At 56.5% G+C, this 22,370-nt stretch carries 19 protein-coding genes; 14 read left to right on the forward strand and 5 right to left on the reverse strand.

Translation table 11 applies throughout. The features are described 5' to 3' along the window. Nucleotides 1–48 precede the first annotated feature (48 nt). Nucleotides 49–423, forward strand: a complete 375-nt coding sequence (gene mvaT, locus CKW24_RS04815) for a histone-like nucleoid-structuring protein MvaT (protein WP_005790963.1) — start codon at nucleotides 49–51, stop codon at nucleotides 421–423. Nucleotides 424–522: 99 nt separating this feature from the next. On the opposite strand, the gene sbcB is transcribed toward mvaT, so the two are convergent. Beyond that, nucleotides 523–1,950 (reverse strand): exodeoxyribonuclease I, encoded by a 1,428-nt coding sequence (gene sbcB / locus CKW24_RS04820; protein WP_095165716.1) that lies wholly within the window; start codon nucleotides 1,948–1,950, stop codon nucleotides 523–525. Nucleotides 1,951–2,135: 185 nt separating this feature from the next. Here sbcB and CKW24_RS04825 point away from each other — a divergent pair, with 185 nt between their 5' ends. From CKW24_RS04825 to CKW24_RS28340, 9 genes are all read left to right on the forward strand, one after another. Next, the gene (locus CKW24_RS04825) at nucleotides 2,136–2,861 is read left to right on the forward strand and encodes an RDD family protein (protein WP_095165718.1); all 726 of its coding nucleotides are present in this window, start codon (nucleotides 2,136–2,138) and stop codon (nucleotides 2,859–2,861) included. Then, on the forward strand, nucleotides 2,858–3,838 hold the full coding sequence (locus CKW24_RS04830; protein ID WP_095166126.1) for a stage II sporulation protein M: 981 nt from the start codon (nucleotides 2,858–2,860) through the stop codon (nucleotides 3,836–3,838). The genes CKW24_RS04825 and CKW24_RS04830 overlap by 4 nt, the downstream gene beginning before the upstream one ends. Further along, entirely contained in the window at nucleotides 3,825–5,366 is a 1,542-nt protein-coding gene (locus tag CKW24_RS04835; protein WP_095165720.1) for a DUF4129 domain-containing protein, read from the forward strand. Before CKW24_RS04830 ends, CKW24_RS04835 begins: the two co-directional genes overlap by 14 nt. Then, on the forward strand, nucleotides 5,363–6,523 hold the full coding sequence (locus CKW24_RS04840) for a DUF4350 domain-containing protein (RefSeq protein ID WP_095165722.1): 1,161 nt from the start codon (nucleotides 5,363–5,365) through the stop codon (nucleotides 6,521–6,523). The genes CKW24_RS04835 and CKW24_RS04840 overlap by 4 nt, the downstream gene beginning before the upstream one ends. A 141-nt stretch (nucleotides 6,524–6,664) precedes the next feature. Next, nucleotides 6,665–7,810, forward strand: coding sequence for a site-specific integrase (locus tag CKW24_RS04845; RefSeq protein WP_095165724.1), 1,146 nt, complete (start codon nucleotides 6,665–6,667; stop codon nucleotides 7,808–7,810). After that, nucleotides 7,810–9,489, forward strand: coding sequence for a hypothetical protein (locus tag CKW24_RS04850; RefSeq protein WP_095165726.1), 1,680 nt, complete (start codon nucleotides 7,810–7,812; stop codon nucleotides 9,487–9,489). The genes CKW24_RS04845 and CKW24_RS04850 overlap by 1 nt, the downstream gene beginning before the upstream one ends. Further along, on the forward strand, nucleotides 9,486–11,366 hold the full coding sequence (locus tag CKW24_RS04855; protein ID WP_095165728.1) for an integrase: 1,881 nt from the start codon (nucleotides 9,486–9,488) through the stop codon (nucleotides 11,364–11,366). The genes CKW24_RS04850 and CKW24_RS04855 overlap by 4 nt, the downstream gene beginning before the upstream one ends. Further along, the gene (locus CKW24_RS04860; RefSeq protein WP_095165730.1) at nucleotides 11,363–11,803 is read left to right on the forward strand and encodes a TetR family transcriptional regulator; all 441 of its coding nucleotides are present in this window, start codon (nucleotides 11,363–11,365) and stop codon (nucleotides 11,801–11,803) included. The genes CKW24_RS04855 and CKW24_RS04860 overlap by 4 nt, the downstream gene beginning before the upstream one ends. Before the next feature lie 279 nt (nucleotides 11,804–12,082). Continuing rightward, nucleotides 12,083–12,637, forward strand: a complete 555-nt coding sequence (locus CKW24_RS28340) for a hypothetical protein (RefSeq protein ID WP_256585400.1) — start codon at nucleotides 12,083–12,085, stop codon at nucleotides 12,635–12,637. Nucleotides 12,638–12,666: 29 nt separating this feature from the next. On the opposite strand, the gene CKW24_RS04875 is transcribed toward CKW24_RS28340, so the two are convergent. Next, nucleotides 12,667–13,578: a hypothetical protein gene (locus CKW24_RS04875; RefSeq protein WP_095165732.1), complete on the reverse strand. Its 912-nt coding sequence runs from the start codon at nucleotides 13,576–13,578 to the stop codon at nucleotides 12,667–12,669. Between the two features lies 1 nt (nucleotide 13,579). Further along, nucleotides 13,580–14,401, reverse strand: a complete 822-nt coding sequence (locus CKW24_RS04880) for a phosphodiester glycosidase family protein (RefSeq protein WP_095165734.1) — start codon at nucleotides 14,399–14,401, stop codon at nucleotides 13,580–13,582. Nucleotides 14,402–15,051: 650 nt separating this feature from the next. Here CKW24_RS04880 and CKW24_RS04885 point away from each other — a divergent pair. The 4 genes from CKW24_RS04885 to CKW24_RS04900 all read left to right on the forward strand — a co-directional run bounded on the left by CKW24_RS04885 (nucleotide 15,052) and on the right by CKW24_RS04900 (nucleotide 20,275). After that, nucleotides 15,052–15,882, forward strand: a complete 831-nt coding sequence (locus CKW24_RS04885) for a hypothetical protein (protein WP_095165736.1) — start codon at nucleotides 15,052–15,054, stop codon at nucleotides 15,880–15,882. 623 nt (nucleotides 15,883–16,505) lie between these two features. Then, nucleotides 16,506–17,054 carry a hypothetical protein gene (locus CKW24_RS04890; RefSeq protein ID WP_095165738.1) on the forward strand — a complete coding sequence of 183 codons (549 nt, stop codon included), beginning with the start codon at nucleotides 16,506–16,508 and terminating at the stop codon, nucleotides 17,052–17,054. A 338-nt stretch (nucleotides 17,055–17,392) separates the two neighbouring features. Then, entirely contained in the window at nucleotides 17,393–19,165 is a 1,773-nt protein-coding gene (locus CKW24_RS04895) for an AAA family ATPase (protein WP_095165739.1), read from the forward strand. Nucleotides 19,166–19,522: 357 nt separating this feature from the next. Next, nucleotides 19,523–20,275, forward strand: a complete 753-nt coding sequence (locus CKW24_RS04900) for an NAD-dependent deacylase (protein WP_095165741.1) — start codon at nucleotides 19,523–19,525, stop codon at nucleotides 20,273–20,275. Between the two features lie 259 nt (nucleotides 20,276–20,534). Here CKW24_RS04900 and CKW24_RS04905 read toward each other — a convergent pair whose 3' ends face one another. Beyond that, nucleotides 20,535–21,308 carry an HNH endonuclease gene (locus tag CKW24_RS04905; RefSeq protein ID WP_095165743.1) on the reverse strand — a complete coding sequence of 258 codons (774 nt, stop codon included), beginning with the start codon at nucleotides 21,306–21,308 and terminating at the stop codon, nucleotides 20,535–20,537. Nucleotides 21,309–21,368: 60 nt separating this feature from the next. Continuing rightward, on the reverse strand, nucleotides 21,369–22,367 hold the full coding sequence (locus tag CKW24_RS04910) for a DUF4238 domain-containing protein (RefSeq protein ID WP_095165744.1): 999 nt from the start codon (nucleotides 22,365–22,367) through the stop codon (nucleotides 21,369–21,371). Nucleotides 22,368–22,370 lie beyond the last annotated feature (3 nt).

Below are 22,370 nucleotides of genomic sequence, written 5' to 3' on the forward strand. Positions count from 1 at the left end.
ATTGCGCCACTGTCCCCTGCATCCTGCGCCTAACATAAGGTAGTCCTCATGTCCCTGATCAACGAATACCGCGCCACCGAAGAAGCTATCAAAGAGCTGCAAGCCCGTTTGAAGAACCTGTCCCAAGACGACAAACTGCAAACCGAGCTGGAATTCGAAGGCAAACTGCGCACCCTGATGGGCGAATACTCCAAATCCCTGCGCGATATCATCGCCCTGCTGGATCCGGAATCTAAAGTTAAAGCCCCACGCGGCGCAGTGAAAACTACCGGCACCAAGCGTGCACGCAAGGTTAAACAATACAAGAACCCGCACAACGGCGAAGTCATCGAAACCAAAGGTGGCAACCACAAGACTCTGAAAGAGTGGAAAGCCAAGTGGGGCGGCGACGTGGTTGAAGGCTGGGCAACCCTGCTGGGCTAAGCCGCGACCCGTCTCGCAGGTTCACTTGCGAACAAAAAAACGCCAGCTTTCGCTGGCGTTTTTTTTTCCATGTTATTCAACACATTTCATCAGGGCATTTCAAATATCCAAACGTTTGCGCAATAGCGCCACGTACTCGCGCCATTCCTGCAGAACCTCAAGCGTTCCGCCCGCGGCATTCTGCGACCATTGCTCGCAGGCTTGATCAAATGCCTGCACGGTATTGGGCGCTCCCCATCGAGCATCGCTCAAACGCTGCTGGCAAAATAATTTCCAGCGTTCTTGCTCCTGTTCATTCAAGGTCTCGGGGAAGTTACGCGCGCGATATCGAAATAATAATTCCGGTAAACGTTCATCATCGAACGGCCATTGTTCTTGCGCTAATTGCTGTGGGTCGGCCGCTCTCACTTGCTCGCATAAACGTCGGTCACGGTCACCAATGAAACCATCGTACAACTGTTGCTCAGGGTCATCGCTGGGGGTGAAGTCGTCCTGGGCATAAATGGCTGGAACTTTATCTCGCCAAAGTTCCTGTGCGTCACTTAGCCGCAGCGCGCGCGCCTGATACAGCGCCATGTCCAATTGCAGTCGTTGCTGATCCTCGGCCCGCAATACCGACAACGGCGCCACTACCGGGCAGCGGTTGATGTGAATCAGTTTGAGCGGCACCGCAAGCGCCCCCTCGGGCAAATCCGCATGGCGGGTGTACAGGCGCTGACGCAGGGTTTCGACGTCATCTGCCAGCAGGCCCTCGGGGTCCAGGTGCAGGTCGCAGACAATCAGTGCATTACGATTGCGCGGATGCCAGGCCAGCGGCAGGACGACGCCCACATAACTGCGCTCGGCAGAAAAGCGCCCGGAGATATGCACCATCGGTTGCAGCAGGCGAATCTGGTCCATGACTTTTTGTTTGCTGCGCAACTTGAACAGCCAGTCATAGAGCTTGGGCTGACGGTCACGAATCAGCCGCGCCAGGGCAATGGTGGCGCGCACATCGGACAAGGCTTCGTGGGCCTGGCCATGGTCCAGGCCGTTGGCGACCGTCAGGCGTTCGAGCTTGAGCGTGACACGCCCTTCTTCCTGCGGCCAGACGATGCCGTCCGGGCGTAATGCATAGGCCGCACGCACCACGTCGATCAGGTCCCAGCGGCTGTTGCCGCCCTGCCATTCGCGAGCATAGGGGTCGAAAAAATTGCGGTACAAGCTGTAGCGCGTCATTTCATCGTCGAAACGCAAGGTGTTGTAGCCGGCGCCGCAGGTCCCCGGGGCTGCCAGTTGGGCATGCACCCGGGTCATGAAGTCGGCTTCGCTCAAGCCCTGCTCGGCCAGGCGACTCGGGGTGATCCCGGTGATCGCGCAGGCGGCCGGATGCGGCAGGATGTCGTCGCTGGGCTGACAGTAGAGATTGACCGGCGCATCGATCTCGTTGAGGTCGAAGTCGGTGCGGATCCCGGCCACTTGCAGCGGGCGGTCGCAGCGCGGGGTGATCCCGGTGGTTTCGTAGTCGTACCAGAAGATAGAGGTCACGGGCTGTTCCTGAACTTGAGACCGACGAAGTCTAGGCGCTCAAGCGCTGCGCCGGCCAGCTATCTTGCTTTAGAACGTTACGTGGCAAAGTCAGGATCGCCCAGACACAGGTCGTTTGCGCTGGCGAAGGCTGCTAGCATCGAGCCCAGGTAACGTCCCGAACTGGCTCCATCACCAGGCTGCCCATGATCCCTACCTCAGCACTGCCAAGGAAAGCACCGCTGCCCCCGCCTCTGGATACGCGGTACCAGGTCGAAACGCCCGAAGGCATCGACTTGCCACTGCGCCCGGCCGGATTGCCGCCCCGCGCCCTGGCATTTGCCATCGACCTTGGGCTGCGCGCCTTGATACTGGGCCTGCTGTTCCTCGGCCTGGGGTTTCTCGGCAAGCTGGGCATGGGGCTGGGCTCGCTGCTGCTGTTTGTCGTCAGTTGGTGGTACATGGTGCTGTTCGAAGTCCTCAACCAAGGCCGTTCGCCCGGAAAACAACTGCTGGGATTGCGCGTGGTGCAGGACGACGGTACCCCGGTCGGCTGGTCGGCCTCGCTGATCCGCAACCTACTGCGGTTCGTCGATATGCTGCCCCTGGGCTACGCCCTGGGCGCCATTAGTTGCCTGCAGCATCCGACCTTCAAGCGCCTGGGCGACATGGCCGCCGGCACCCTGGTGATCTATCGCGAACAGCCGGTACACCGCCCGCAGTTGCCAGCCGCCCAGCCCCTGCGCGCGCCTTTTACCTTGAGCCTGAATGAGCAACGCGCAGTGCTGGGTTTTGCCGAACGCCAGGCGCAGCTTTCCAGCGCACGGGTCACTGAACTGGCGACGCTGCTCGCCGAGCCACTGCAGGTCGCGCCGACGCAGGCAGTCGCCGAGCTCAATGGCATCGCCCGTGGCTTGTTGGGGCCGACATGAAGCAAAGCCAGTTCGAAATCCGCCATCAAGCCTACTGGCAGCAGTTCGCCCACCGGCTCGATCTACTGGAGCGCGGCAAGGCCAACGCCGAGGAGGCCCGCGCATTCCCCAGGGACTATCGGCGCCTGTGCCAACACCTGGCGCTGGCGCAGGAGCGCGGCTACAGCAGTTACCTGGTCGACCCCTTGCAGCACCTCGTGCTGCGCGGACACCAGCAGTTGTACCGCCATCGCAGCCACCTCGGCGCCGAGTTGCTAGCCTTTGTCCTGGCCGGCTTTCCGCGCCTGGTGCGTGAGCAATGGCCGTTCGTGCTGGCGGCCGGCCTGTTGTTTTTCGGCTCGCTGCTGGGCACCGCCTTGTTGGTGTACCTGTTTCCCGACCTGGTCTACAGCATCATGCCGGGCGATCAGGTCGCGCAGATGCAAGGTATGTACGACCCGGCCGCCGGACACCTGGGCCGCGACACCGAGCGCGCCGCCAGCGATAACTGGGTGATGTTCGGCTACTACATCATGCACAACATCGGCATAGCCTTTCAGACCTTCGCCAGCGGCCTGCTGTTTGGCCTGGGCAGTGTGTTTTTCCTGATGTTCAACGGGCTGCTGATCGGGGCCATTGCCGGCCACCTGACGCGCATCGGCTACGGCGAAAACTTCTGGTCGTTCGTCGTCGGCCACGGTGCCTTTGAACTCAGCGCCATCGCCCTGGCCGGTGCGGCTGGCTTGCAACTGGGCTGGGCGCTGATCGCCCCCGGGCGGCTACCCCGAGGTGAAGCCCTGCGTCTGGCCGCGCGCAAGAGCGTGCTGATGATTTGCGGGGTGATGCTGTTCCTGCTGATTGCTGCGTTCATCGAGGCCTATTGGTCGGCACGCACCGGGCCGGCGCCGCTGAGCAAATACCTGGTAGGGGCGGCCCTGTGGTTACTGGTGGGGCTCTACCTGTTCGGTGCGGGACGGGGTCGCCATGCGCCTGAATGACGCCAGCGTCGTGATTCGCCCACGCACCACCTGGGAAGCCATGGACCTGGGGATCCTGCTGAGCCAGCGTCATCGCCGGGTGCTGATGAGCAGTTGGGCGCTGGTCACCGTGCCAGTGTTTGTCCTGCTCAGCGTGCTGCTGTGGGAATCCCCCGCACTCGCCCTGGGGCTGTTCTGGTGGCTGAAGCCGGCGTTCGAGCGCCTGCCGTTGTACATCCTTTCCAGCGCGTTGTTCGGCCAGGCGCCCAGCGTGCAGCAGGCCTTGCGCCAATGGCCACGCCTGCTCAAGCCACAGTTGCTCGCCAGCCTGACCTGGCGACGCCTGAGCCTGAGCCGCAGCTTCACCTTGCCGGTGCTGCAGCTAGAGGGACTGGGCGGCGTGGCGCGCCAGCAGCGCCTGGCGGTGTTGCAGCAACGCGACGCCGGGGCAGCGCGCTGGCTGACACTCATTGGGATGCTGCTGGAAAGCGTGCTGTGGATCGGCACCATCAGCCTGTTCTACCTGTTCCTGCCTGGGCAGATCGAACTGGATTGGGATTGGCAAACCATGATCGCCAGCAGCGCTCAGGACTGGCTGTGGCTTGAGCACCTGAGTAACGCGCTGTACGTGCTGATCCTGATCGTCTGGGAACCGGTGTATGTCGCCTGTGGTTTCAGCCTGTACCTGAACCGGCGCACCACGCTGGAAGCCTGGGACATCGAGCTGGTATTCCGGCGCCTGCGCCAACGCCTGAGCGCGGTGGTCGCCAGCGTGCTGATCCTCGGCCTGCTGCTGGTAGGGCCTGCCGGGCAACCGCTGCTGGCCGCCGAATCGAGCGCTGCGCCCGCCAGCCCACGCCTGCTCCAGCAACCCCTCAACAGCCAGGCTGCCAGCAGCGCCGTCAATGCCATACTCGACGCCCCACCGTTCAAGAACACCGAGACCCTGACCCGCTATCGCCTGGGTGACGGCGAGCCCGAACGAACCCAGGCGGGCCAGGCACCCGGCTGGCTCAAGGCGTTGCTCGAGTTGTTCGACACCCCGCGCTTGACCAGCCTGGCGTCTATCATCGAAGTCCTGTTGTGGGCAACGGTCATCGGCCTGCTGGTGTTACTGGCCTGGCGCTACCGCGAGTGGCTGCAAACCTTCGTCAGCCGCCGCCCAGCACCGCAACTCAGCCCCCAGCGCCCGCTGCCGGCGCAACTGTTCGGCCTCGACCTAGGCCGTGACTCCCTGCCGGACGACGTCGCCGCCGAGGTCGAGCGGCTCTGGGCGAGCCAGCCTCGTGAGGCCCTCGGCTTGCTGTATCGGGCGCTGCTGGTGCGCTTGCTGCACGACTACGCGTTGCCGTTGACCAGTGCCGACACCGAAGGCCAGGTGCTGGACCATGTCCAGCGTCTGCAGCAGCCGCAACTGCATGCCTTCAGCAGCACCCTCACCGTGCATTGGCAAAATATCGCCTACGGTCACCGCGTCCCGCCACTCGCCCTGCAAACACAACTCTGCGCAGGTTGGCGCGCGCTGTTCGGCCACGGAGTGGGTCAATGAACCGGCTGCAGATGGTTCTCGGCACACTGCTGGCCGGGCTGCTAGCGGCGGTCGCGGTCTACCTGTTCCTACAGGCCACGCCCTATGCAGAAACCATCGACCACGGCCCCTCCCCCGAAGCCCAGGCCAACCCGTACCTGGCCGCCGAGCACTTTTTGCGCCAGCAAGGGCTGCGCGTCAGCCACGCCAACAGCCTCGATACCCTGCCCCCGCTGCCCTCCCGGCAACACAGCCTGTTGCTCCTGGGGGAGCGCGTCGACATGACACCGGCGCAGGTCGAGCAAGTGCTGGCCTGGGCCCACGCCGGCGGCCGCCTGCTGCTGGTTGCCGAGGCCCTGTGGGACGCCAAGGCCGGCAAAAGCGCCGACCTGCTGCTGGACCGGGTCCAGGTGCAGCAATCCATGAGCAAGGACCTCAAGGAGCCACCGCCCGAGGCTACGACAGACCCCTATCCCACCCTGACCAAGCTTTACCTGGAAGACGAACAAGCGCCGGCCTATGCCAGCTTCGATCCGCAGTTCCACCTCGAAGACCCGCACAACCTGGCCCAGGCCTGGGCCAACAGCGCCCTGGCCACGCACATGATGCAACTGCCCTACGGCGAAGGCCTGATCACGGTGATCACCGATGCCGACCTGTGGAAAAACCCCAACATCGGCCACTATGACAACGCCTGGCTGCTCTGGTACCTGAACGCCGACACCGAAGTCACCCTGCTGTTCGACATTGCCCACGACCACCTGCTGACCCTGTTGCTGCGGTATTTCCCCCAGGCGCTGGTGGCCCTCGCTGCATTGCTTGGCCTCTGGTGCTGGCACGTCGGCTGGCGCCAGGGCCCATTAATCGCCCCAGCGACCAAGGCTCGCCGGCAGTTGCAGGAGCACGTGGGCGCCAGTGCTGACTTCCTGCTGCGCAACGCCGGGCAACACAGCCTTCTGCAAGGCCTGCAACACGATGTGCAACGCCGCGCCCGGCAGCGGCACCCGGGCCTGGAACAGCTGGAAACTGCCGAACAATGGCAGGTCATCGCACGCTTGACCGGCCACCCGGCCGACACCATTGGCCAGTTGCTCGGCCCCTTGGCGAAACGACGACTGTCCAGCAGCGAATTCAGCCGCCAGGTCGCCCACCTGCAAACCCTCAGGAATGCCTTATGATCTGGATCCTTGCGGCAGTTAGATCTGCATGGTAGTTAGAGTCTTAGATCTATCTGACAGGGAGTGAAGGGCTTCCGCAACAGCCTTCACACAATCGATGCAGACAGAGCAAAAAGTGATCTGTTGATAAATGGGTGGTAGATGGAGCTTGTGTGGGGCACAGAGGATTTCCTGATCGCAGGACAGCCGTACCGAGGGTTTCCGATTCTGCTGTGGGATTCGATGGAGAGCTGCACCCAAGCCAATCAGTTCTTCCGCCATTACCTCCTTCGCGGGGAGATCGGCTCGAAGGAATCCTGGCCGAGTACCGGACGAGCGCTGTACGATTACTTCAGCTTCTTGCAAGCCCATGATCTTGATTGGCGAGACGTAGCCCGTGGTGAAGCCAAAAGCCTTGTGGCTGCCTACAGGGACTACTGCCTGGTGACATGCGAACTGGCGCGCAACACTACTCGCCAGCGACTGACGTACATCTGCAAGTTCTACGAATTCGCTCTGGATAAAGGCTGGGTGAGGCGCCTACCGTTTGGTCACGAAGAACGCACCGTTCCACGCGATACGAGCCTCTTAGAGCATGTTGATGCCAGTGGAGGCAAAGCCTTGGTGAACGATGTGATGCCGCGCCGTCACAGGCCCCTGCCCAAATTCCTGAGCATGTCTCAGACCAAGTCACTTCTGGCCGTCTCGGACAATCCACATCACCGAATCATGATTCAGCTGGCTCTACGCACAGGCATGCGTCGTAACGAACTGGCGACCTTCCCGGTGGCGTACATTTTCGACCCAGATAAAGCTGGGCGAACCGAACGTAATCTTTGCATTCGGCTTGATCCTTTCGACGGCAGCGGCATGGAGACCAAGGGTAGCAAGGAGCGAGAGATCCGTATAAGTCGCAAGTTCATGGTCGAACTCTACCGCTACGTGAGCAAAATGCGCGGCGAACGCGCGTCTCTAGGTAAAGATCAGAAGGCCCTCCTTCTTAACCATCTAGGAGAAACCTATGGCAGCGCCGGCAAGAGCCTGAACCGGATTATTAGTGAGACAGGTAAACTGGTTGGAGTAGAAGTCCACGCGCACATGCTGCGCCACACCTACGCCACCCACACTTTAGTAAACCTCCAGCGTAACCCACAGAATGGTATCGAGCCTCTGGTATTCCTCCAGCGGCAACTCGGCCACAGTTCGATCCAGACCACCATGGTGTACTTGCACCTGATCAACGAAATGGCCGATGAGGCCGTGTTGGCATATGACGATGAGCTAAACGAAATGGCTGGAGCAGTTTGATGGGGAAGCGCAAGGTATTTACCAAAACTGACCTAAGCGTCCCGCAAGTCGAGCACAGCATCGATATGGCAGGCAATGTGATCATTTTGCCCGAGGTAGTGCCTCCGGCTAATAGTGTGGTCAAGTTCGGTCGCAACAGCACCAGTCTCCGGAGTTTCGATTTTGGCCGATGGTATGGCGCTGGAATTGATGTCATAGCGTATGCATGTCAGCGTCAGATTGAGCGATTTCTAGCTGGACAGGACAATCCTGTATCCGCCACCACCATAGTGAGCTACTGCAACATTGGGCTGCGACATTTTCTTGAATACTGCATGCTCCAGGCGACAGCTTTTGAGCGTTGCTTGACGCTGGATGATGTGAACCGGCGCCTCATCGATGGCTATATAAGCCATCTGGCTGGACTGAACATAGAGACAACCAGCCAAAAAAACACCTACGCAAAGACGAAGTCGGTGCTTAACGCCCTCGCCCAGCGCGGCATATTGCATTGGATCACGTCCGGAGATGAGGCCACCTTCCCAAGGAACCCATTTCCAAATTCCAATCGAAAGTTCAAGGGTGAGACAGCACTATCCAAGCGTGAACGGCAAGAGTTCACGGCGGCATTGCGGCAGGCGATCAGGCCAATTTGGGCGGATGGAACCGCGATAACAAGCGACTTATTGATCTACGCTCTTTTGGTAGTAGCACTGCATACCGGACGTAACACGACTCCCTTGCTGGAAATGGGCCGCAATTGCCTGCGCCCCCATCCCAAAGACGACACCGTTTTCCTAGTGCTGTGGAAGCGACGTGGTTACAACACGAGCAAAGTGGCTCTGCGGGCCGAATCAAAAACCGAACGTGAGCTGGAAGCAACTCCCAGCGTCAGGACTAACGTGGAACGACTAATACGTCGGGTGATGGTACTGACTGAGCCCTTAGATTCAGAGGCACCGGACGACCTCAAGGGGCGCGTATGGCTGTACCGCATCCGCGCTTCGGCTTCAAAAGGCCAAGTCTCAGCACTGCATATTAACTTATTGAAACAAGGGATAAGCCGCCTCGTAGCTGAGTATAGCTTGAAGGACATCGACGGAAATCCGTTACGCATCAACATCTCACGCCTCCGTAAAACCTTCGCTAACCGCATCTTCGAGTTGGCAGATGGCGATCTCGCAACCACTGCTGCCGCGCTTGGTAACTCCCCAAGGGTAACGGATCAAAGTTATCTGGCGCCCACCGAAGATGCTCGCCGAAACTGGCAATTCATGGGAGAGGTGCTGGTGCAGGAGTTGCTGACGGCGACCATCGGCGCGACCTACAAAGACACTCCGTTAGCCCGCTGTGCTGATCCACACAATGGTCAGTTTGCCCCGAAGCGTGAGGGGGCAACTTGCATGAACTTTGTGAACTGCCTGCGCTGCAAACACTTCGCGGTGACCGCGGAAGACCTGTACAAGCTTTTCAGCTTCTACTTCCGAGTGCTGGCAGAACGCTCCCGCATGGATAAGCGCCGTTGGACACGTGAGTACGCCCACATCCCTCGCCTAATCGACCATTACATCGTTGCCGAGGCGATACGTCGTGGCGCCTTCAAAGCTGCCGCCGTGGACGTCGCTCGTGAGCGTGCCCGTATCCAACCACATCCATTCTGGTCAGTTGAGTTCATCAACAGCCTTGAGGTTTTTTCATGAACGACAGAACCTCGGTAGCACTACCCTTTGAGTCCATTACCGCCCAGCCTGGCGATGTACGCGGCCTTTCCGAAAATGAGCGTGACAACCTCATCATCACTGCAACCCAGGTCGATGGGCACTGGGTGATCCTCAGTCGCTACGGTGATGACATATGGCAAATCGACGGCTTTCCTAGCAACGTTTCCACGAGCACCAGACAGCTGAACTTTGGCAACCTGCCACAGACATTTAGATCGATGATGAAGGCATTGCTCTATCGCTACATGAGGCGAGGCCGTCGTGATGGTGTACAGCCAAAAGGCGCGTCTATTCGTGATTTATTTAGCACTGCAACGCCATTTCTGCGGCACCTAGATACGCTTGGGATCAAACATTTAGGTGGGGTTACTCCAATGATCGCAGCAACCTATGTGGCCGCCTGCAAGGCACACAGGTTCGGCAGCGCTAGCAAGCCTCTATCGATAGAGACACTACGTGCGCGTTACAGCGCGGTGGAGGCGATCTATGAGCTAAGCCACTACACCGATAATGGGATGCCGCAACATCCATGGCCAGACACTTCACCAGTATCAATGGCAGGAGGTTTCGGCGGGATCACTGGGGGAAAGACGCCGCTAATCCCTGACGACGTGTTCTGCAAATTGTTCGAGCGTGCTGATATCCAATTGGAACGAGGAAAGAAATTACTCGACCTTCGCGATGACTTAGACTCTATCGAGGCGAAACTCAAAGGCTTAAGTAACGAAGGCATAATCTTGCGTAAAAACCGACACCTGGAGGCTATGGGCTGGGAGGGAGGTTTAAGAGTATTCAATGCTTCGCTAATAGACCTGCGGACAGCCTGCTACATCGTTTTGGCAAGCACCTCTGGCTGTCGGAACCACGAGTTGGCCAACTTGCAGTCGGGCGCACATCATCGTACCGAAGACGACCATGGCACCGTCTACCACTGGATGCGCGCTCTATCTGAAAAGACCGACGCCGGGATGCATGATTGGATGATTCCCGAGGCCGCAGTGCGCGCCCTGCGCGCCATAGAGCGCTGGGCTGCGCCCTACCAAGCGATGATTGCCGACGAGATTATCAAGCGACGTCGCGTTAACCCCCTGGATCCTCAGATCGCAGAAGCAAAAAAACACCGCCATTCGCTTTTTCTCAGTGTGCATGCGAGCACACGCTATCAGGTGCGGACTTTAACAGGTAGCACTTGGGACATCTACATTAAGAAATTCGCTAAAGATTGCGGACTTAGTTGGCGCCTTGCCAGCCACCAATTTCGGCGCAAGTTCGCAAACTATGCGGCACACAGCCGCTTCGGCGACTTGCGCTACCTCAAGGAGCATTACGCACACTGGTCACTGGACATGACCCTCGGATACGCCATGGACGAAAGCTGGGGACAGCATCTGGATCTTGAACTGTACTCGGAAATCCAAGATGAGCTGGAGGACATCAAACTCGGCGTCGTCGACAACTGGATGGGCGATGAGTCGTTGGCAGGAGGCTATGGACGCTCCATCAAGGGGTGGAAGCGGGAGCCGGAGAACCTGCTGATCTTCAAAGATCGCGCCTCTATGCTGAAATCCATTTCCGAGAGCACAGCCATCCGCAGCAATGGCCACGCCTGGTGTACAGCGGACAATGACGGCTGCGTTGGCAATACCCTTGAACGCACCCGCTGCACTGGCTGCGACCACTCGGTGATCGGGAGTACCCACGCCCCCATCTACCAGCGACTCTACGATGATCTGAAAGGGCTGCTGCTCTGCAAGGACATTGGCGAAGGAGGTCGCCTACGCGTGGAGCGCGACCTGAACCGCTGCCGGGAGGTGTTAGTACAACTGGGTATGCCTCCTGAGGATCTGAGTGCATGAAGATCAAGGACAAATCATCCAATTACAAGCCTGCTGTGGATCGAGCGAAGGATCTGAAGCTAGCCATCTATGCCATCCAGAAAGGTCGGGCTCGTACCGGTGAAACTAAGGTGACCATCGCCGCTGTGGCCCGTGAGGCGGGAGTATCGACGGCGCTCATTCATAATCATTACGCAGCAATCGCTGAGGAGATACGACAGATCCAGGGGCGATCTAGTCGCGCCATGCGAGATGTCAAACATCAAGATCTTATTGCCGAGCGTCAGAAGTCTAAGGGCTACCGTCATGAGATTGAGGAGCTTCAGGCCAAGCTCGCCAGGCTCGCATCCATCAATGAGGTACTGCTGTACGAGAACGAGACGCTAAAGGCTAAGATGAAAGAACGAAACGTGGTGGAACTGGTTTCGTCCGCCCGTATAGATAAGTCTCGCATCTGACGGAGGTCTCCGCTCATTGACATCAAACAAATCCGATTAGTCATCAACGCTACCGTTGTCGTGACATGCCCCTCCAGGGACGGCTGTCATTAACATAGCCTGGCTACGACGAGTTTTGGCCCTGCGGGCTCCCAGCCTCACGCCTGCACGCTCCACTTGCTCTAAGTGATGAGCATTCACCATACATGCCGTTCTAGCATTCAAAGTTCTCCCTATCAGCTCAAGGTTTTCCGAAACCAACCGTTTGTTATGGGTAAGTACCCTTTTTGAGCGCCGGCTTTGACCCGATCTACACATGACTTCGCACAGCGCCTGAGCGGCGCCTTATTGTTCCCCTTCACGATTCTCGGCAACCGCCAACGGCGCACATGGGAGCGGCTGATCAGCTACATCGAATCCTCAGCCTGCACATCCGAATTCAACAAAGCGGCAGCCTATGCCGAGGGTTATGCCCATGCTATGGCCGATAGCGGACAGATCGATATCTCCACAGATCGGGATCTGCTGATCATTGCAACGGTAGATGCATGGCGATGCGCCCGTACTAAGCTACCGCTCCCACATACTTCTGAGCATCCGATCAAAGATGAGGCCGGGCAAATGGGTTGGGGTTGGCTATTCTGGAAAGACAAGCGCCCCGCGTGGGTTCAGGCAGAAGAACGGGAATTCATCAAAGCTGCGAACCGCCTGAAGTCGCTTCAGGCAACGCCTCGCGGCGGCATGCGAGTTGGCCCCGAGGAGCTCAGTGATCAGATCCTTGATGCCCGAGAGCGGTATAAAGACCTGGTTAAAAGGCCGCATCAAGGTCATGCGCTAGGTGCTGTAGAGTCATGAAGCCGGCCTAGGAGTTAGCTCGCGATCACTCACTCAGGTACAAATTTTGCGCTGGCGTTGAAATGCGCCACCTGCACCACTTCCCACTGGTCAAAGAAGACTTGTTTGGTGCAATCCACTCCTTCTCCACCAACGCTGGCGTGTCTCTTCCCCGACTTCTTGAGATGGTAAGCGCAGCCGACAATCTCAATGTAGGCATTTTGCGGATTTGGCCTGAAGTCACCAGCGACCCGCAACGTCTGCTCAGGCTTGGATTTGGGGAGGACAAACACGACCCGGAAAGTCGAACCATCCTTGTAGCCCTCAACACTACCAGCACTCCATTTGTACCCAGGCAAACGGAACGTTCCGGATATCTTACTGTTGGTTGCCTGTCGGATGTTCATCGTTCCTGATTGACCGCCAAAGTCAATGTTCCACTCACCGGACAAATCCACGCGGTTCGTGTCGCTTTTATTGAAGTGGGGATAATTCATCACCAGCGCTGGGATGATCATGATCTTCCGAATCGCCGAAGTCGCCTCGACATCTCCAGACCTATAGTAAGCAACGAGACTCACCGGCTCATCCGACACCTTGAGAGCCTTCACCTTGGTGGTCAAAGGCACCAGGGTCGAGCCGTCAATCGCAGGAACACCCAACGTCGGTGATGGGGTAAATTTGATGTGCTTCTGATCGGTACGAATTTCAACAGTGCCAGCAGGTATAGATTTTGCCGAACCTACAGAATCTACACGCACGTCGACGGGGAATTCGTCCCCCACATGTACGGACTCCGGAGCGATGATCTCTACTCGGGCCTCAGCCTTCTTCCATAGGCTCGACGTTTGTTCGATTACGGGCACAGCCGCCGTTATAGCTGCCGTAGCGGTTGAAACGCCCAACACAAGCCACTTCGCAGTCTTCGATAGGCCTGACCAAGCCTTTTTTATCCACTGCATGCTAGTTGATCCCACCCAGCTTCGAGTCAATCCTCATCGAGTTGGGGAAATATGAGCGTCCGGTATCGCCGAATCTGCGTTTGAGCGTTGGAAGAGTGATTTGAGCACCCGCCCCACCGTCCATAGCCAACGCTCGGTGAATATGCAGGCCACGATCCTCAGCGATCCTTTTGTAGACCTCTGCAAAATCGACCAACGTGGCAGCTTGCCCGAAGGTTTGAAATGTCCCCACGAGAAGGATATCTCCCTCGCGGGTGAAGCCAATCGCCACTCGATTGAATTCTGCGTCGCGCAGATTTTTGGCGACGTCGACTTTGCCGCTGTTGATGATGATGGGTTTGGACTGAAGGGCGTCTGACCAGGCACCAGCTTGGTTTCTGTTTGACGCTGGTATGACTTTCGCGTGTCCGTTCTGGTCAGAAACCAGCACACCGCCGTGATCCCACGGAATCAGGTTAACCAAGCGCTTACCATTGGAGCGAACCAGGCCCAGTGGCTGCTCTTTCCCGTTTAACTTGAAACCAAAGAAACCGCCACTTGCGATCACCAAGGTGTTCTTCTTCACCAACGGGGCGTAAAGGGATTCTGCGGTTCCCTTTTTCTCGATTTTATGAACGGAGAGAGTCGAGGTACCGTTTGGGATGTACACCGCCACAATCTGGTACTCACCTGATTGATGAAGGGTGACATCGCCCTCGTGAGGAAGTGGCCACTGGAAAACTTCATGCTCTTGGTCGAAAATTGAGACCAGATTCGCGCCGTTAGCAGAGGACAAACAAAAGGTCGACATGAAGCAAAGCAGTAACGCTGACATCCATTTCATTTACCAAATACACCCGTTCATTCGCACAAATCGTCGACAGAGGAACCGCAGACGTGAGCATCACCGCGCAAGCCATTCCACGTACGCCAGGCGTGCTCGTTTCGAACAGCCCACAGCCGGGAAAGCTATGCACTATGCGAACGTGGCTAATTAGTGGCCATTTTGCGTCATCTCAATCTGCAAAGCCAGCAGTGCGGCCATCCAGGACGACTGCCGCACTCATCGGTGAGATCAATTCCAGAATTGCGAATATGCCTACATGTTTACGGAGCAGAGAAAACTAGGGTGATGGCCTATGACAACGACGGCCCTCGTCCAATACGTTATGAAAGTCTCGTGCGTTGAAGCACGGGTACATAGACTGTCATGAGGAATTGTCTCTTCTCAGGCGGTACGGATACCCGAGCAACCCTCCAAGACACCTCCCGCGAAACCAACCTGGCGGTGCCCTTCCCGCAGGCTCTTGCGAAGCCGATTTGCCTGACCTATGATCAGGTTAGGCGGTGATGGTCGCCTGGCGCCTGTTTCGCGAAGCAATAGCCCATCGTAGATACACCCTTTCGTTTTACATCGGCATGTCCCTAACCAGGCGCTGCCCGGTGAACAGGCAATCGGTAACCAAAGCGTCGAATGGTTTTGGAGACTTTGCTATGTCCGATTTTTCCCCTATCAGCATCATCAAATCGCAAGCGAAGCAGCATGCTCGTGAACACGACATGAAGCTTTCTGCTGCCCAAGAAGCGCTTGCGCGTCAGGCAGGGTTCGAGAAGTACCACGAGCTCGTTGTCGTCGCCCAGCGGAACCCATCGGATCCTCGCTTGATGCTCGCCGCCTTTGGCGTGCGTGACTTCAAGGACGCGATCCACGAGGACGACGTGTTCTCCGAACTGGATCAGGAGCTTGAGCACATGCTGTCCGGCGCGATGGCCGAGACCAACGCCAGTGAGTTTGCTATCGGTGAATACGAGGTGGAGTCTGCCGCGTATGAAGTTGCTACTGGGGTGCTCAAGCTGGGTATGTCCATCACCTACGAAGGCCAGCAGGATCCTGACCGGGTGTACTACGGCAGGGCTTTCTTCCTCAAGGCGGATGTTGATCTGATTCGCCGCGACGGCAACTGGTCGCTCGGTGAGGACGGTGTTTCCATCACCAGTAGCGAAACGGACGCAGACCGTGATCGCAGGGATGAATGGGACTACATGGCACAGCAGCAGTCCGCTGAAGCCGAGGAAAACCGTCCCCGCAGTAGCATGGCGCAAGCGCTGGCGAGTGAGCTTCGGATATCCTTGGACGATGCCGAGCTTCTGGCAGACGCGGACGTAAACCCGAACACCTCGGATGACGGGATGATCTACAGCTATTGGGTAGACGTTGAGCCGTATGCCGAGGGAGCTCTGCGGGCTGACCTGCTGGCCCGGTTCGGCACCCTGGAGTTCGAGCTGGACGTCAATTTCTTCGACGACATCCATCCTGACATGTAACTGAACTGGGGGTGGCTGGCTGCGGATGCTGGCCACCTTCAACTCCGTCCATACGTTCTGCGATAGGGATGACTTCAGCATGCAGGTGATCAGTGCGACCCAGGCAATGCGGCGTTCCGTAGGCTTATGAAGCTCCTGCAGGAGCTGCCTGAAGCCCCAACTCAACTTCGCTCAGAGTAGTCCTCTTAACCGCCACCGCTTCCCGCCACGTCGACGTTGGACGAGACAAATCAAATCCGCAAAAAAATCCGAAAAATTCGAACCGATACCCCGCTGCAAGCCAAGCATGGCAGAAGTTTCAGGGCTTATTTGACTCTGAGAAACTGATGCTCAAGCTTGCATCATCGATCAGTGAAGCGGCTAATGGCTCGCCCCTACGGGGACAGCTGTCGTGAACCGCACCCCGGCTTCGCCAGGTTCCGGCCCTGCGGGCTTCCATCTGCTCGCCTCTGGCCCAGATTGGGCCGGCGCGCTCCGCTTGCAGTTTTGCCCACAAACGCTAATCACTGATCGCTCCGTTGAGTCACCACCTGCTGCTCATTAGTTACGTCCATTTCCTGCGCATCAGCCGCTGAGCTACCATCGAGATACACCTGATCAGCCAGGTTCCGGGGAGGACACACATGCCGAACGTTTGGTCAAAGCTGCCAGAGATCATTGGCGCCTGGGTTGGCCTGGCAATCGGACTGTTCCTGATGCCCCTCTTCTTCCTCCCCGCCTTCCTGTTCGGCTGGATTATGTGGGACTGGGCTTCGCCGGCAGCCATCTATTCGTTCCTCTACGACAAGACCTTCATGACCATCATCGGGGTAGCCTTGCTGCTGCTCCTGATTTGGACGGAGGGGTTTAAGGCATCGCTGGATGAGGCGCCCTTCCTGGCTAACCTTAAGGCAACCGGCACGGCTCCCGGCTGGTTCTGGAGGGTATTTCTCTACCGGAACAGCAAGCTCGCTAAGGCCTATAGGAACATCGACGACTTCGAGCAATACCTTTCGCAAGTTGACCCAGACCTCTACAGGCATCATACCCAGGCCCTGTCCTTCTTCCCCGCCTGGCTCGAGGAATATGTGAGTGGCCACACCCGGCGCAGACATATTCGCTACACACGAAATGGGCCAGTGAACGTCAGGTCGCACTATGTCAGTGGCCACACCAGGGCGAGACGTCGCTGACGTGGCGGGTGAATGGAAAAAAATTAGATGCAGGTGAGCAGCGCAACTCCGGCAATACGGATGGTGTTGCAGGATGGTCATCCATGATGATCACTGGGGAGGCCCCTACGAACTACACGCCAACTTCTTGGATGATATTGAGCGCGACTTCTAAGCTAATCAGATGATGGCCAGCTCCAACGCGCTGGCCATTCAGAACACCCTCTGACGTCTTCAGCCATTTCAAAACAGGCTGTGCACGTCGACCAGAACAATGATGCTGGTGGAAGAAAGTGGCGCATCGCCACTTTCCACCTACGCTGAGGGCCCATGCCCACCGTAGACAGGGAAATCCCGCCATGCATTCCTTGAGCAAGATACACATCAAAAACTTCCGCTCGTGCAAGCAAGTGTTTTTGCCTCTGGGGGATTTCACCCCACTGGTTGGTCAAAACAACGCGGGCAAATCCACCATCCTCGACGCGATCAGGTTGGTGCTAGCACCAAAGGCATTTGCGAAAACAGATGCTAATGACCCCAACGAACCAATTATTATCAGCGCCTGCGTGTCGGGGATTACAGAGGAGCTGATTGCGCAAATCCCTGAAGCCAAGCATCGAGCCGCGATTACCCCCTACTGCATCAACGGTGACCTTTGGATAAGGATTTCTGCGTCAGGCTCGACAAAACCGACCACGGAAGTTTGGGAAAATGCGGATCTAAATGATCAGGGACTACCTGCTTCCTGGCGCTCATACCCGACTGGCCTACCTCAAGCCATTTCTGCACTGTTGCCTGAAGCGTTGCATATCCATGCCATGGACGACGTCCAGGAAGATTTAGGTAAAGGGAAGGCTGGAAGCACAATCCGAGGACTACTGGATGAGATCATGGCTCCCATCCTCACGGCTCACCAGGAGGTTCAGGATGCCCTGACAGCGGTGAGGAATATTCTAGGCTCTGACGGAGAAAACCGATCTCCTCTACTGGCTGAGTTCGATACCAGTGCCACCAATGCCCTCTCAAGCTTCTTCCCCGGCCTACTGTTAAATCTCGACGTACCCTCAATCGATGTGAAGGAATTTTTCAAGAGCGGTGATTTGAATGTGACCGATGAGATATCTGGTCAAACTAGACGATTCGACACCTTAGGCAGCGGTGCACAGCGTGCAATACAAATGGCCTTGATCCGACTTTTGGCCGACATCCGCAAAACCCGCGATCAAGACCTCTCTCGCCGCCTCCTCCTGATCGACGAGCCCGAGATTTTTCTTCACCCACAAGGTGTCAGAGGCCTTAGGGAAGCACTCCATGTGCTTTCGAAATCTGGCTACCAAGTCGTATTCACTACCCATTCGCCATTGATGGTGAGCAGAGATAACGCGCCTGAAACGGTGATCGTGCGCCGATCAAGGGAGAATGGATCCGAGGTTCGGATTCCGATGGGTACGGCGGTTACTCAAGCTATAGCAGAGGCTCAAGCCCAATCTCGAACGCTTTTTGAGCTCGGAAATATTGCGGAGATCTATTTCGCTGAAAAGGTAATTTTGTGCGAAGGCAAAACCGATCAGAGACTGCTACCCCTCATATACGAAAAGCTCTATGGCGTCAGCCCAGAGCTCGAACGGATATGTTTCGTTGCCCTCGGGAGCTGCACCGCTATCCCTAAAGGCTTTTCTGTACTGACGGCAATGGGCATCAAATGTGGCGTGATCGCTGACTTAGATTTTGCATTCACCCACGCTAGGGGCCCCTGGCTCCCGAAGGAATGCGAAGAGATGGATAACGTCAAATCTGCACTTCAAGTAGTCAGCCGAACCGAAGGTTTCCAGCTTGGAGGGAATGGAATGCCTCAGAAATCCCAGAACGGAACCGCAGCGGACTGTTGGGCTGCCTTCGCAAGGCATACTGAAGGTCAACCGCTCGCAAACGCCGCTCATGAGGCTATGAAAGCAAGATTTTCAACTTGGGTCTGGCCAATGGGATGTATTGAGGATGCCTTGAATATTGTGGAAAAGGGGGAAGCCGCCATTATCGCCCAGGAAGATAATATTCGAAGCTGGCAGCCGGAGACGATAGATCAAGAATATCCCGTTTTCCGAAGCACCCTTGATTGGATGCGAGCTATCTGACCGCTTACCTCATCGTAATGCTTCCGCTCGGGAGCATTACTCCAGCTAGTGCGTCAAACCTGCTAGCTCGCTGCGACCGTCTGTAGCTGTCCTATCTCCGCAGTGAAGCTCTGGCTCATCAGGTATCGACGCTTCGACCAGACCAGCGCGGCAGGAACACTAGCTACCTTGAGAATTCCATTACGCGGACTTGATGCGCCAAATGAGCGAGAGGATGGGGCACCACTCAGCAAACATGTCGTTGGCATACGCAATCGGACTGCCGACAACCAGGATCCCTTAGCTTTTGACCAATGGATGAGAATCCAGCGACCATAACACCGGCACCCAAATGAGATCCTGCCCTAAGGAATGCTTATGATCACCAGTTCCCTCGCTGAGCGATTGCGTAAGATTCAGCATGTCGTTGTCTTCACTGGGGCGGGTGCTTCAGCAGAGAGCGGCATCCCGACGTTCAGAGATGCGCTGACGGGGCTCTGGGAGCGCTTTGATCCTGCACAACTTGCGACTCCTGAAGCCTTTCGTGCAGACCCGAGCCTGTGTTGGGGATGGTACGAGTGGCGTAGGAACAGGGTCATCCAGGCGCAGCCAAACGGGGCACATCGTGCCATCGCTGAGCTTTCCAAGCATGTGCCCAAGCTGACTGTGATCACCCAGAACGTTGATGATCTTCATGAGCGGGCCGGCAGTCAGGATGTGATTCATTTGCATGGCAGCCTGCACTCTCCTCGGTGCATCGATTGTGGGCTGGCGTTCACATTGCCTCTCACGTCTGACGTGCTGCCGGAGGATGGACGTCGGATTGAGCCGCCGCGATGCTGTGTCTGCAACGGGTATGTTCGACCTGGCGTTGTTTGGTTCGGGGAGATGCTGCCTGAGGACGCATGGAGCGTAGGTCTCGCAGCTGCAGAGGGTTGCGATGTTTTCCTTTCGATTGGTACGTCCGGGTTTGTTTACCCTGCAGCTGAGCTACCACTACGTGCTTTAGGCCACGGGGCGACTGTTGTTCACATCAACCCTGTGCGGTTCGATATCAGCAGTCAGGAGCATTTTCTTCAGGGCCCTGCTTCGGTGATGATGCAGAGCCTACTTCGCGAGGCATTCGGCTGATTTCCTACCTCGTAGTTTGATCGCGGTTCACATTGCTTCTGCATTGAACCTGGCCCTCCGGGCGTCCATCCTCAAGCTTCGGTTCGTCCTGAGTCGGCGCGCTCAGCTTGCGCTTCGGGCCCGGCTGTGGAACTCCGCTCAGCCCTTTAAGTCATGGTGGAGTTTTCGTCCACATCTATCTTATGAGAGCAGGGTCACAACCTAGTACGTGCGCCAGTAACTCATATGATATGGCTGAATTAGCCATCTCTAAATAGATTCAGTATAACTCACATTCCCAAGGGATATAAATAAAGCCTCCAACTTGACTGCTGCTATTGCCCTTTTTCTTGTTGCAGGACTCGCATAAGGTCTGGAGGTTCGTAGGATCGGTGGTTCCACCTTTACTGATAGGTACAATATGGTCGATTTGAGGCTTAAGGGAAGTATCAAAGACACCTGTAAGGCTATTTGAGCACTCCGCGCATCGGCCATTCTCTCTATAAAACAAGGCATCTCTAAGCCATGCTGGCCAAGAGCTGGAGCGCTTAAGCCTGCCCTGCGCATGCACATATAGGGGATATTGAGAAGGATTTATATCAGCAATAGCATCAGAAATCCGCTCCCCAAAACAACGCATCAATTTTTTGTCGTTAAATAGTATGCAAAATACTTCATGCGTAATTCTTTTCAAGGGTTCCTGCAATAACTCAAAGAGGTAGTCCTTTTGCTTTGAGATGTCGGAGTATTCCTCATCTGAGAAAGGGATTTTAAAGTGCTGTAGCAGTCTCGAGGACTCCAGCAGAAACTCTTCGTCAGCCTTCCTGCGAAGGTAATTCCACTCTTCCCATAAACAGTTCTGAGCGAATCGATGAAGCAAAGTCCATTTGTATGGCTTGAAAGCGATTCTAAAAAAATCCTCGTCAATCGCTAGTGCATCCTCGAATGAGAGAAGGTCATGTCCGTAGCGCTCTTCAAAGGTTCCTAGTATACGGTGCCGTATAGCGTCCGCTGAGTTCAATGCCTCTGCAGAGTGGGGTGGTGAATATGCCAATGTTCTTGCCTTATCAGAGGTCGCATTTGGTTTTTTTTACTATACGGATAGATCGCGATTTCAGGCTGATTCATCTTCGTGAGGTATCCACTTTGGCTTGGCTACTCGTGACCCGAAGACGAACCTACCTATTGAGACTGTCTGGGCGCCGAATTCCAGTGAGGAGTGGTCGAACACTGGCGACAGCGCACTATGCTCTTGAATCATTTCCTCCTGTCCTGGCTTTTGGGCAATGACAACTCCATAGCCGAAGCGACAGGTTTGGGTGTTTACAGAATGTACCCATTCAACGTCTGGTATTTCACCATGCATAAGCCCCTCCGCGCAGTAGCGCTCTCGGTATTCTTTAGCCCCAAACAACATCATGTGGGGACTGATGGGAAACTGGATCGCTATCGGCCCATCAGGGGAAATGGCATAGGGATTCTGGCTTTCGATTGGGATTGATGGGTCGTACCAAGCAACTGGATTGTCACTTGTGAGAAACGGCACGTCTGACGTGTTATGGATAATGGCCAGGCCAACCGTATCGAAAAGCTCCCCGATCTTCTTGATAAGGCCAGGCATCGCATGAATGCTTTGATGAGGGTCGATGGATACCTCGACCTTGTCGAGGATGTCTTCAAAACCTAGGGGTGGCGGTGAGAGCTTTCCATTCCTCACCAGCGCTTTCATCGTGTCCTTAACGGTTGCCGCAAATGCGGCCTCAAACGCATCTCGCGCCGCAGGCACACGAGCTCGCTGAAGCGCAACAAATTGGATGAAGGGCTCAATGTCATCATTTATGGACTCTTTCCGAGCCAGCCTTTCAACGAGAACTGGCCATGCGGACTCTACCTCACAGAAGATGTCCTCGAGGGCGTTATTGTCATGACCGCCTTCGGGTAGCGGTTGCGAATAGTAATAGCGCTCAAACTGCGTTGTATCTGGCCTGGCAGGGAGCGCCCGTCCAGGGTTGTCTTTACGGTAAACGAGAACTTGGCCACCCTGATTCGCGAACGCTTTGAGATACGCTTTGGGAACGAAGTGATGGCGTTTTTTTTGCTGAGTAGAGTTCACTGC

It is taken from the genome of Pseudomonas sp. Irchel 3H3 (assembly GCF_900187635.1).
GTDB lineage: Bacteria > Pseudomonadota > Gammaproteobacteria > Pseudomonadales > Pseudomonadaceae > Aquipseudomonas.

What these genes read in the sequence shown, in the direction of transcription:
- mvaT (WP_005790963.1), top strand. Translation starts at nt 49, where the DNA reads ATGTCCCTGATCAACGAATACCGCGCCACCGAAGAAGCTATCAAAGAG.
- CKW24_RS04855 (WP_095165728.1), top strand. Translation starts at nt 9,486, where the DNA reads ATGAACGACAGAACCTCGGTAGCACTACCCTTTGAGTCCATTACCGCC.
- CKW24_RS04885 (WP_095165736.1), top strand. Translation starts at nt 15,052, where the DNA reads ATGTCCGATTTTTCCCCTATCAGCATCATCAAATCGCAAGCGAAGCAG.
- CKW24_RS04890 (WP_095165738.1), top strand. Translation starts at nt 16,506, where the DNA reads ATGCCGAACGTTTGGTCAAAGCTGCCAGAGATCATTGGCGCCTGGGTT.
- CKW24_RS04835 (WP_095165720.1), top strand. Translation starts at nt 3,825, where the DNA reads ATGCGCCTGAATGACGCCAGCGTCGTGATTCGCCCACGCACCACCTGG.
- CKW24_RS04880 (WP_095165734.1), bottom strand. Translation starts at nt 14,401, where the DNA reads ATGAAATGGATGTCAGCGTTACTGCTTTGCTTCATGTCGACCTTTTGT.
- CKW24_RS04830 (WP_095166126.1), top strand. Translation starts at nt 2,858, where the DNA reads ATGAAGCAAAGCCAGTTCGAAATCCGCCATCAAGCCTACTGGCAGCAG.
- CKW24_RS04840 (WP_095165722.1), top strand. Translation starts at nt 5,363, where the DNA reads ATGAACCGGCTGCAGATGGTTCTCGGCACACTGCTGGCCGGGCTGCTA.
- CKW24_RS04875 (WP_095165732.1), bottom strand. Translation starts at nt 13,578, where the DNA reads ATGCAGTGGATAAAAAAGGCTTGGTCAGGCCTATCGAAGACTGCGAAG.
- CKW24_RS04845 (WP_095165724.1), top strand. Translation starts at nt 6,665, where the DNA reads ATGGAGCTTGTGTGGGGCACAGAGGATTTCCTGATCGCAGGACAGCCG.
- CKW24_RS04850 (WP_095165726.1), top strand. Translation starts at nt 7,810, where the DNA reads ATGGGGAAGCGCAAGGTATTTACCAAAACTGACCTAAGCGTCCCGCAA.
- CKW24_RS04825 (WP_095165718.1), top strand. Translation starts at nt 2,136, where the DNA reads ATGATCCCTACCTCAGCACTGCCAAGGAAAGCACCGCTGCCCCCGCCT.
- CKW24_RS04895 (WP_095165739.1), top strand. Translation starts at nt 17,393, where the DNA reads ATGCATTCCTTGAGCAAGATACACATCAAAAACTTCCGCTCGTGCAAG.
- CKW24_RS04860 (WP_095165730.1), top strand. Translation starts at nt 11,363, where the DNA reads ATGAAGATCAAGGACAAATCATCCAATTACAAGCCTGCTGTGGATCGA.
- CKW24_RS04900 (WP_095165741.1), top strand. Translation starts at nt 19,523, where the DNA reads ATGATCACCAGTTCCCTCGCTGAGCGATTGCGTAAGATTCAGCATGTC.